The 10,553-nt window shown below is 37.8% G+C and carries 9 protein-coding genes; 2 read left to right on the top strand and 7 right to left on the bottom strand.

The genetic code is table 11. The features are described from left to right. Window positions 1–99 precede the first annotated feature (99 nt). The 5 genes from V7147_RS03530 to V7147_RS03510 all read right to left on the bottom strand — a co-directional run bounded on the left by V7147_RS03530 (window position 100) and on the right by V7147_RS03510 (window position 4,604). Window positions 100–1,296, bottom strand: coding sequence for an ATP-binding protein (locus tag V7147_RS03530; RefSeq protein WP_335366482.1), 1,197 nt, complete (start codon window positions 1,294–1,296; stop codon window positions 100–102). A 116-nt stretch (window positions 1,297–1,412) separates the two neighbouring features. After that, a complete protein-coding gene (locus V7147_RS03525) occupies window positions 1,413–1,736 on the bottom strand; it encodes a Na-translocating system protein MpsC family protein (RefSeq protein ID WP_335366481.1) in 324 nt (107 codons plus the stop codon). Between the two features lie 88 nt (window positions 1,737–1,824). Then, complete coding sequence (locus V7147_RS03520; RefSeq protein WP_335366480.1) at window positions 1,825–2,049, bottom strand: Na-translocating system protein MpsC family protein; 225 nt, start codon at window positions 2,047–2,049, stop codon at window positions 1,825–1,827. Window positions 2,050–2,190: 141 nt separating this feature from the next. Then, window positions 2,191–2,880, bottom strand: coding sequence for a Na-translocating system protein MpsC family protein (locus V7147_RS03515; RefSeq protein WP_335366479.1), 690 nt, complete (start codon window positions 2,878–2,880; stop codon window positions 2,191–2,193). 395 nt (window positions 2,881–3,275) lie between these two features. Next, window positions 3,276–4,604, bottom strand: a complete 1,329-nt coding sequence (locus V7147_RS03510; RefSeq protein ID WP_335366478.1) for a polysaccharide biosynthesis protein — start codon at window positions 4,602–4,604, stop codon at window positions 3,276–3,278. 249 nt (window positions 4,605–4,853) lie between these two features. Between V7147_RS03510 and V7147_RS03505 the strand changes: the two genes are divergently transcribed. Next, complete coding sequence (locus tag V7147_RS03505) at window positions 4,854–6,410, top strand: ABC-F family ATP-binding cassette domain-containing protein (RefSeq protein WP_335366477.1); 1,557 nt, start codon at window positions 4,854–4,856, stop codon at window positions 6,408–6,410. A 22-nt stretch (window positions 6,411–6,432) separates the two neighbouring features. Here V7147_RS03505 and helD read toward each other — a convergent pair whose 3' ends face one another. Next, the gene (gene helD / locus V7147_RS03500; protein ID WP_335366476.1) at window positions 6,433–8,733 is read right to left on the bottom strand and encodes an RNA polymerase recycling motor HelD; all 2,301 of its coding nucleotides are present in this window, start codon (window positions 8,731–8,733) and stop codon (window positions 6,433–6,435) included. Between the two features lie 313 nt (window positions 8,734–9,046). Between helD and V7147_RS03495 the strand changes: the two genes are divergently transcribed. After that, window positions 9,047–9,271: a hypothetical protein gene (locus V7147_RS03495; protein WP_335366475.1), complete on the top strand. Its 225-nt coding sequence runs from the start codon at window positions 9,047–9,049 to the stop codon at window positions 9,269–9,271. 79 nt (window positions 9,272–9,350) lie between these two features. Here the strand turns inward: V7147_RS03495 and V7147_RS03490 are convergent, their stop codons facing one another. Further along, window positions 9,351–10,553, bottom strand: a complete 1,203-nt coding sequence (locus V7147_RS03490; RefSeq protein WP_335366474.1) for an ATP-binding protein — start codon at window positions 10,551–10,553, stop codon at window positions 9,351–9,353.

Here is a 10,553-nt window from a genome sequence, read left to right as displayed (position 1 = left end):
CCCTGATGAAGGACTTTCCGCGTGGAATCCGGCTGCGTTCAGGACTTCATACCCCCAACGGAATCATTTTACCCGACAACTCCCAACTCAAAAAGGTCTTCATCCGAGATGAAGACCTTCTTCTATTATAGGCAATGATATTTCCACGGTTGTTCCTTCGTTTTCGACACTTTCGATTGTCATTTGGCCTCCGTGTTCTTGGATGATGGTTTGGCAAATCATAAGGCCGAGGCCGGTCCCTTTTTCCTTTGTGGTAAAGAACGCCTTGCCAATCCTCGGTAGCTTGTCCGCCGGAATTCCACTACCATTGTCTTTAATTCGAATCATCGCATTTTCACCTTTTGGATACAGTGAAATATCGATAAGTCCTCCATCTTCCATTGCTTCAATGCTGTTTTTCAAGATATTAATAAAAACCTGCTTCAGCTTATTTTCCTCACAATTGATGAACAAGCCTTTTAGATCATCATGATAGGTCGTCTTAATTCGGATATTATGGAGGATCGCTTGCGTGTCTAACAAAAACACAACTTCATTTAGCACATTTGTAATTTGTTGCTTGCGCAATTGGAGCTTCTTCGGCTTTGCGAGTAACAGCATCTCATCAACAATCGTATTAATCCGATCAATTTCAGAAATCATGATCTCAGAATAGGCTTTCGTTTTTTCATCCTGCAAAAGCTGCGCAAAACCTTTTATACTTGTGAGCGGGTTCCTAATTTCATGGGCGATACCGGCTGCCATCTCCCCCACCATTGATAGCTTATCCGTTTGTTGAATGAGCTCTTGGCCCTTTTTCAATTCTGTTATGTCACGGATAACTATGTATTGGCAGCTTTCACCTTGATACGTAATCGGCATTAGTTTTATTTCTACATCTATTTCTCCCAGCATAGGATGGTTAATTTTACCCTCTGTAATCCTTTTAAATTTATGTCCTCTTTCAATCCTTCTAGTTGATGTTTCAGAATCGTATTGAATAAAGTCATTGAGCGAATGGCCGATAACCGACTTCTCATCATCAGCGCCAATGAGATATTTCCCCGTATCATTGATATAGATGATTTCCCCTTTACGGATAAGCAAAATCGCATATGGGGCATTTTCCACAAGAAATCGGAACTCACGATTTTTTCCCGATTCATAAATGGATAATAATGAAGCGATGAGAGCAATCAGCAACAGATAGGGTTCCCATCGATTCATGAATCCAACATAAAAGATTTGTCCTAAAATCAAAATGAAACAACATAGAAAAACTGCAAAATTTAACGCCTTCCACCTTCTATTCCCCATTTTTCCCCAACCTTTATTTCTCATTTTCGTACAAAAAGAAAAAGACCTAACCTCATAATCGAAGTTAGGTCATGACGAAGGCTTGTCAAAATAAGACATCCTCGCATTTACCATGTTTATTTTAAAATAAAACATATTAAGCTGTTATCATTTTGAAAATTCCAGTCAACAAATATATCGGAAACCGCTCGCTGAAAAACCTGATCAAATTTTCCATAGCGGTGCAGATAGCTTTTTTCAAGATCGTCCTTTGCAAAATGGAGTTCTTTCACAAAGCCTTCTTCAATTAGCGCCTTTTCAATCGGAACTAAGATTCCTTCACGTTTCACAATAAAAACCTTCGGGGTAATTTGGAAACTGAATGTTGCTTCCGGCGTCTTTTCGACAAGAAGACTAATCCGAGCGACTTCAGATTCTAGAAGTGAAAAATTAACTTCCATATTCTTTTCCATTGGCATTAATGGATCATTAAACTCTGCAATAATGATACCTGTGTTGTTCGGAAAGTTCCAATCATGAAAAAAGGTCTTANNAAATACTTGTAATCACAACGTCCCTTGCATGATCCACCTGAACACGCTGATTCTCCTTTAAAAGAACCTCTTCCATTGGAGAGATAAAGCCACGTATGTGAAGGACTAGAAAGTGATCAGCTGTAACCGCAGAACAGGACTCAGGTCCCCTTCCAAATTTATTTCGGAGGATTTTGCTTGTGTAACTGCTTATGTATTTTAATTTTTCCTGTAAGTTCATGTGATTCCCACCTTTTGGGGATTCACTACAATTGCCAATGACTTCATATTCATCAGCCTATATTATTGTAGCATCGTTTCCCTTCAGTTTCCATGTTTACACTATAGTTTGTCTACTTGGGTGGGAATTATGAAAACAATCTTACTTACAATAAAAAATCTTATAGCTTTCATTTATTTCGTAATTCCAGATCATAAAGATATCATGTATATCATTGTTGATGATTTTGTTAAATCGATATATACTTGCATCGTATCTTTTTCGGATTATTTCTTCTCTTTCCTCAAGGATGTGCATTCCTTTTTCAATCAGTATTCTTTCAATAGGTAGTATGTATCCCGCACATCTAATGATATAAATCGTGTCACCAATCTTTGTAAAGTCCAGCTCATTTGGCTGATATTGATAAAATTCACTTTGTTTACTTATTTCGTTTCGAAGTAACATAAATTCAAGCGAATTTTCCACTTTGCCCCTTTGTCCTACATTCACTACTGCAAGCAAAACCCCAGTGTTTTTTTGAAAATTCCAATCCTGGTATATTTGGATGATTGGTTTACCACATGTTTCTTCCAACATTTCCTGTATTGGGTCTAAAAGGTCTTTCATGATATTTTTTCGAATCTTACCAGCGGTCGCAAAATCCTCTTTCTTTAAGAGTTCAGATTCAATTTTTGTCATAAACTTTTTGATATGAACGACAATATATTGATCCGAAATCGATGTAAAACACGTTTCCGGTCCTTTTCCAAACTTTGATTTTATTAGTTTACTAACATAGCTGCTAATATGCGTTAATTCTTCCTGTTTTGTAATGTTGCTCCTCGACATGCGATCCATAATCCTCCTAAAAAACAATAAAAAAATGGCCTAACCTCTACACAAATAGAAGCTAGGCCATGGTTAGACTTAATCGTATTCTACCATTTACCAATCTTTACGAAATGTATTTTAATATTTTAATAGTCAAGTTTAAGAATAAGAAATGTAATTAATGACAGCTAGACATTAACCTTGCTCATTATATCACGAAGTAACTTGAATAACAAACAAATGTGCCTTAGCGTATTTGCCCCTAGATTTTTTCAGCCCATACAAAGACGTTGCCACAGGACGTGGCGTCTTTAGTCTTTGATCTTACGCTCGAAAAGTTTCCTTATAAAAATCTATGGCATCCGCCAGAGGCTTTAACTTTATTCAGCCGGGTTTTGCTGAATAAAGTTAAATCAAACAGCGTTCCCTAAAGACTTAGTCGAAATCACGGAGACACCAATTTTTCTGCAGATGGTGACGTAATGCATCAAAGCAAGCAAGACAGCACCCATGTTCATCCCGATGATGATTCCCTCCATTTGCAGTGTCTGTAAGGAACCTAAGGCGAACATAATCGCGAACGACACAACGGTTGACCATACATTATGAATGAATGCATCCTTCACTAATCCAAGCCCGATTAAGTACGCTTGCATTGGAATTAAGAAGAAATGGAATAGGAAATATGGCCACAGCATTTGTAAGTAGACAGTTGCTGCTTGTGATTCAAAGAAAATCTGGGTGAGTGGTTCCGCGAAATAGTAAAAAATCACACAGGCAGGAATGCCGTATAGAAATGTCATTCTCATTACCTGCTGAAGCAAGTTTTGAAGCAATGACAAATCCCGCTTTGCATACGCTTCAGACACCGTTGGAATTAACACAATGAGCAATGAATGTGCAATAAACGCTGGGAAAAAGCCAATTGTTAGGGCGACCCCTGTCATCAATCCAAAATGCTCGGTCGCCAATGCTGTAGTCATACCCGCTTTTAATAGAGCTGCTTTGATCAAAAATGGCTGAACTGCATGTGAGATGGCATGAAAGATTCGCATCCCGGTTGTCGGCAAGGACACAGCAAGCAGGTTTCGCCGCACCACTTTTCCACTTAAAGATGATCCTGGTCTTTGACCCAATCTACGATAATGAATGAGATATTCCAAGCCTAAATAGCCAAACACAATCAAATCACTGGCGACAATGGTACATAAAGCAATTAAAATGGAAGTTTGAATTTTAAATTCAAGCAGTTGATAAATGAAAACTAACAAAATTAATTGCACCGCTTTACGCAGGAAGTTTGCAAAGGCAATTTTGCCCATTGATTGAATCCCCATAAAATAACCCCTGGCAATCGATAAATACGAAACAATTGGGATAAATATGATCACTAACCATTTTACAAAGGGATGGTACTGATCGAACAATGGTATCACTGGTAAAATGACAAATGCCAATGAAATAATAATTGCCGAAAACACTGTTGTTAAGACGGTCGCATGCTTGAGCATGCTGCGGTGATACCTGTCCTCTTTTTCGGCAATGAATTTTGAGATGGATACGGGCAACTCAAGACTTGCCAAAATAACAACTAAAAAAATGGATGGCAAAATAGTCATGTATAATCCCATTCCATGCCCACCGAGTTCCTTTGCCAGAACGAGGTTGATAAAAAATTCAACGCATTCCCCAATAAACGCTGCGATAACCAATAACAATGTTCCCTTAAAAAATGTCTTCATCTTGTGGGCCCCTTACACTTTATTTCATTACTTATTCATATGAGACAAGTCCGCAGATTATTTGACGAAAAGAAAATTTTTACTGTACTACTAATAAAGTACCCTTTCCAACCCCCTGATTTCTCGTTTATAATCGGTATATGTGTGTTGAACCATAGGGACGGTTTACTGGTCCCTATTCATAATAATTTTCCGAAAACACAGGGCCAATGGAACCGTCCCCTTGGTCCTAGAAAAAGGTGTAAATAGATGAGTATATTAACAGTTTCGAATGTGAGTCACGGTTTTGGTGATCGTGCAATTTTTAATGATGTTTCGTTTCGTCTTTTAAAAGGTGAGCATATCGGGTTAATTGGTGCAAATGGTGAAGGGAAATCAACCTTCATGAATATCATTACTGGGAAGCTTGAGCCTGATGCGGGTAAGATTGAATGGTCAAAAAATGTCCGTGTTGGTTATCTTGATCAGCATACTGTGCTTGAAAAAGGTATGACTATACGTGATGTATTAAACAATGCTTTTAAATATCTCTTTGATATGGAAGCAGAAATGAATGAACTCTATGGAAAAATGGGTGATGCCACTCCCGAGGAGCTCGAAAAAATGCTCGAGGACGTTGGGATTATCCAAGATACTCTTACAAACAATGACTTTTACGTCATCGATGCAAAGGTTGATGAGATTGCCCGTGGACTAGGTCTTGAGGATATTGGCCTCGAGCGCGATGTTCAGGATTTAAGTGGCGGTCAACGTACAAAGGTCCTGCTTGCAAAGCTTTTACTAGAAAAGCCAGACATTCTGTTACTGGATGAGCCAACGAACTACTTGGATGAGCAACATATCATCTGGTTAAAACGTTATCTACTAGAATACGAAAATGCGTTTATCCTGATTTCACATGATATCCCATTTTTAAATAGTGTCATCAATCTCATTTATCATATGGAAAACCAAGAGCTTAATCGCTATGTTGGGGATTATGATAACTTCCAAAAGGTATATGAAGTGAAAAAGCAGCAGCTAGAGTCTGCTTATAAAAAACAGCAACAGGAAATTTCCGAACTTAAGGATTTCGTCGCTCGGAACAAGGCGCGTGTGTCTACAAGAAATATGGCAATGTCGCGTCAGAAGAAACTCGATAAAATGGAAGTTATTGAGTTAGCAAAAGAAAAGCCTAAGCCAGAATTCAATTTTAGAATAGGTAAAACATCAAGTAAGCTTATTTTTGAAACGAAGGATCTTGTCATTGGGTATGATGATCCACTTTCGAAGCCGCTTAACCTCCGCATGGAAAGAGGCCAAAAGATTGCCTTAGTTGGAGCAAACGGAATTGGAAAAACAACTCTGCTCCGAAGCATCCTTGGCATGAACAATCCTCTTTCTGGAACAGTAGAGCTTGGTGAAAACCAAGAAATTGGTTATTTCGAACAAGAGATGAAAGAAGCAAACTATAATACATGTATTGAAGAAATTTGGAGTGAATTCCCTTCCTTCAACCAATATGAAGTTCGGGCGGCACTTGCTAAATGCGGTCTTACAACAAAGCATATTGAAAGTAAGGTTGAAGTGTTAAGTGGTGGAGAAAAAGCAAAGGTCCGTCTTTGTAAGTTAATCAACAAAGACACAAATATTCTACTTCTTGACGAGCCGACAAACCACCTTGATGTCGATGCGAAGGATGAGCTAAAACGCGCCCTTAAAGAATATAAAGGAAGCATGCTACTCATCTGCCACGAGCCGGAATTTTATCAGGATGTCGTGACGGATGTATGGAATGTTGAATCTTGGACGACAAAAGTATTTTAAAAAAGTAAACGCAAAACCCAATTCAGGTGTTTTGCGTTTTTTCATACAAATCTTCATCTACTTTATCGAGCATAAAATTGGTGACGTCGGTTCCGAAAAAATGCAGTCGGTGCAATGGACGAGTCATGGATACATACAGGAGCTTAATGTCGATTTCATTTTGGTAGAATTTTTCCTCATTTGAATAGATGATCACAGCATCAAATTCCAAGCCCTTCGATAAATGAGAGCTTACGATTACGACTTCTTCCTTATTAATCTCTTCATTTTCTTTTAAAAGCTGAACTGGTAGATCACTGTATTTTTTAAAGATTTTCGCTAGCTTTTGACACTCTGTATTTGTCTTTCCAATGATGGCTATTGTTTTCATTTTTTCAATGTAAAGTTTCTTAATGACCTCAGTTAAAGCCTTGATGGTTTCCTTTTCTGCCCCATTAATTTGATAAAATACAGGCTTTTCCCCATGGCGAACAACTGGCTCAACCATTGGTAAATCTAAATCCAGCAGTTCAAGCAATTGATTTGCCGTATTCATAATTTCAATGGTGGTCCGGTAGCTTTTTTGTAAGGTTTTATAGGTCGCTCTTGGAAAGATTTTATCAAGGACCGGTGTCCAATTATTAATTCCCCGATAGGAATGGATTCCTTGAGCTAAATCACCCACAATTGTGAACATATCCGTTTCAAGGGCTGTTTTTAAAGATGCTAACTGAAAATAACTATAATCCTGCGCCTCATCAATGACGACATTGCGGGCCATTAATTCCTTCTTCACCCCGTACAGTTTTGCCTTCAAATAAAGGAGACCCGCTAAATCCTCAAGCTCATATTGCTTTGATTTTTGAAGTTGTTTTTGGTAATCCATAAAAAATTGAATTTGCTCACCGGTCAGGAACCCAGATGCATAAGTAGGAAAAAGCTCTGACACAAACCTTTGAAAATAGTAGAACACATCATGGTGTGGCAGCTTTTTTATATAAGTATTAACAGCGGTGCGTGATTGCTTAGTGATTTCTTCGATGAGCTCTGCTTTTTTATCAAGAGCTTTCGTCACATAACGTTTGCGTTTTTCCGGGTCAATTTGCGTTTTAAACAACACATTATCAAGCTTATCATCATAAAACTTGGTAATCTTATGAAGCATGTTCTTTTTTTGGAGGCGAACCGTGTTTTGGAGTACTTTTTTCACCTTGTCAATCCGCTTATAATAAGGGAGATAACGATATTCATAGGTCATTAAATGATGGATATCTCGTGCTTTGTACAGTCGAAATTTCGAGATAAAGAAGTCCTCCTGTGGCAGCAATGAGCTTAAAATATCCTCCACATAATGCTCCAGCATATCCCTGTATTCGAGTGAACCTTTGAATGCCGAAATCCACTTAATCATGTCAGGATTTTTAAATTCCCCATGAATGAAACCAAGCAACTTCTCTTCTGGCTTTGTCAGCTTGATCTGTTTTCCAAGGCACTTTTTTACAAATTCTACATAGGTCGTCTGCAGAATAGTATCGACGCCCAACTCTGGGAGCACCTCCGAAATATAATCAATGAAAAGTCGGTTTGGTGCAAGAATCATTAGTTGGTCTGGTGAAAAATATTCCGCATAAGTGTAGATAAAATACGAGATTCGATGTAGCGCAATCGTTGTTTTTCCACTTCCCGCAGCTCCCTGAACAATAATCGGCTTGTTAAGATCGGCGCGGATGATGTTGTTTTGCTCTTCCTGAATCGTTGAAACAATATCAGTTAGGCGATTGCTTGCACTTTCAGATAGCGATTTTTGGAGAAGCTCATCTGTCGTTGTAAGATCAACATCCCGAATTTCCTCAAGCTCCCCCTCATCAATGATGAATTGACGCTTTAAGGATAAGTACCCCTCGTATTCCTCACCTTCTGCTTCATATGAGACTTCACCAAGGCGACCATCATAATAAAGATTCGCGACAGGTGAGCGCCAGTCGACAATGATTGGCTGCTGGGTTTCCTTGTCAAAGAGAGATACCTTTCCAAAATAAAGAATCTCCTCTTTCTCCGTTTCTTTCCGATTAAAATTAATTCGGGCAAAATAAGGCTTATTGCGGTTTCTCTTGAGGTTTCGTACCTCTTCATGTGTCCTTCTAAGCAGGGTTGAATTCGTTAACATATTAAGATAGCTCAAACTACTATCTTTGAAATCCACCCCCTCAAGAGCTCCCTTCAAGTTTTCCCGAAAGCTTTCCTCAGTTGACTCTGAAGCCTGAATCACAATATCCATGTACTTCTTCGTAAAATCTAGACGCTCCGCTTCCACCTTCAACTCTGGATGTTTCTCTTCCGTCATCCAACCACCTCCAATTAACGAATAAAAGACCATGAAATTAGCTAATCATCCACAGTGTAAAAGAATATTCCGACAAAAGACGTAATTTTGATTATAGTATAGCAACTTATTGATAGCAACCTATTTTTCCTTTTATGAAAAATTCGAAGTAACCATAACTATTAAATAAAATTTTTACTTTACAACTATAATTTTAGCGCTTTCATCTTACCTATAATCAAAAAGTGGTGTATAATTTTAAGTAAGTTCACAAATTATTCATAAATCGTTTATTTACATATAGGTCAAAAAAACTAAAAAGGGGGATTATGACATGATTCGCACAGGGGTGGCCGCATTTTTGAGTGTCTTTTTGTTGCTCTTTGAAGGTTTTATTGTAATTAAATTAAAAGGATATACTGGCATCTATTTTGGAGATTTGCAGCTTTTGGTCGGTGTATTGGCAATGAATTTCTTTTTTTCTTTTTCCATTTTGACACATATTAAATTTTGGATGGAAAATCGAAGTGTCGAAGGAACAGAGACAGGAATTAAATAAATCTTAATCTAATAACAGGTCTAGGTGACCTGTTTTTTGTTTCCATAAAAAAGTAAGCCAACTCCCTTTTTTAGTTGGCTTACTGGCTAATCGGTAATATAATTTCCACTTTCGTTCCGTTTCCTTCATTACTTTCGATGGCAATTTTCCCGTGGTGATCTTCGACGATTTTTCTAGATACCATTAAACCTAGTCCTGTTCCATAATCCTTCGTTGTAAAAAATGGCTGAAATAGCTTTTCTTGTACATCCTTAGGAATTCCACAGCCTTCATCGCATATCCGAATAGACACTTTATCATCGACGGTCTGACTACCTTCAATCGATAGTTTCCCGCCTTCAGGCATGGACTCAAACCCATTTTTAATAAGATTTAGGAAAACCTGTTTCATTTGTTTCTCATCACATTCAATTTGTGGGAATGAGGCTTCCATTCTTAGTTCTACCTCAACATTTTTCCCTTGTTCGGATTGCTCAATTATCGAAATGACATATTCTAAAAGTTCTTTTAAATTGCATTGTTCCACATTGATTTGCCTTGGCTTTCCAATCACAAGCAAATCATTCAAGATTGAATTAATTCGATCGATTTCTTGCTCCATTATCGAATACTGCAGATCATCCTCTTTATGTTTTTCCCGCTGCAGCTGAGTGAACCCTTTTAACGATGCCAACGGATTGCGAATCTCATGCCCAATCGTCGTCGCCATCTGCCCCACAAACGCAAGCTTCTCCTTATTCCGAAGCTCCTCATGTGTTTCCGTCAACGCCTTTGTATACGAGTTGAAACGGGTTAGGAGGATGTAGCCTATTATTGATAATATCAAAACTAGTACGATTGGAAGTAATACCATTGAGGTATGAAGTAGTATCCCAACAATAATATAACGCAAAATGGCACCAATTGACGCTACCCAAAAAAAGCGCTTATTAATAAATAGTGGTGAAAACAAAACAAGAATTACTTCAGCAGCATTTCCACTTGCATACATGGTTGGATTATTATAAAAAACAATATAATCATAAATTATCGCAAGAGTAAAATAGGTGATTACATAAATATATTTAATCGTGGTATGTTTTCCTCTTTTAAACAGATAAAAAGAGAGAACTAATAGGCCGAAATAAAATGCATAATTTAAGTATCCTAGTTTATTGCTATATCCAGGGGCTATCTCTTGGCTCTTATAAATAAAATAATAAACAACATCAAATAAAATCAAGGTTATATAAAAGGATGTTAGATATATTTTTAGTGCGTGTTTTTCTTCATGCAGTAACAA

It is taken from the genome of Bacillus sp. JJ1521, from assembly GCF_036965165.1.
Lineage (GTDB): Bacteria > Bacillota > Bacilli > Bacillales > Bacillaceae_L > Ferdinandcohnia.
The sequence above is the reverse complement of the archived record's forward strand: the minus strand, read 5'-3'. Positions and strand labels throughout refer to the sequence as shown.

Bases quoted from the DNA above. Each gene is read 5' to 3' on its own strand.
- V7147_RS03515 (WP_335366479.1), bottom strand. From the start codon at position 2,880: ATGTCGAGGAGCAACATTACAAAACAGGAAGAATTAACGCATATTAGC.
- helD (WP_335366476.1), bottom strand. From the start codon at position 8,733: ATGACGGAAGAGAAACATCCAGAGTTGAAGGTGGAAGCGGAGCGTCTA.
- V7147_RS03495 (WP_335366475.1), top strand. From the start codon at position 9,047: ATGATTCGCACAGGGGTGGCCGCATTTTTGAGTGTCTTTTTGTTGCTC.
- V7147_RS03510 (WP_335366478.1), bottom strand. From the start codon at position 4,604: ATGAAGACATTTTTTAAGGGAACATTGTTATTGGTTATCGCAGCGTTT.
- V7147_RS03505 (WP_335366477.1), top strand. From the start codon at position 4,854: ATGAGTATATTAACAGTTTCGAATGTGAGTCACGGTTTTGGTGATCGT.
- V7147_RS03530 (WP_335366482.1), bottom strand. From the start codon at position 1,296: ATGGGGAATAGAAGGTGGAAGGCGTTAAATTTTGCAGTTTTTCTATGT.
- V7147_RS03525 (WP_335366481.1), bottom strand. From the start codon at position 1,736: ATGGAAGTTAATTTTTCACTTCTAGAATCTGAAGTCGCTCGGATTAGT.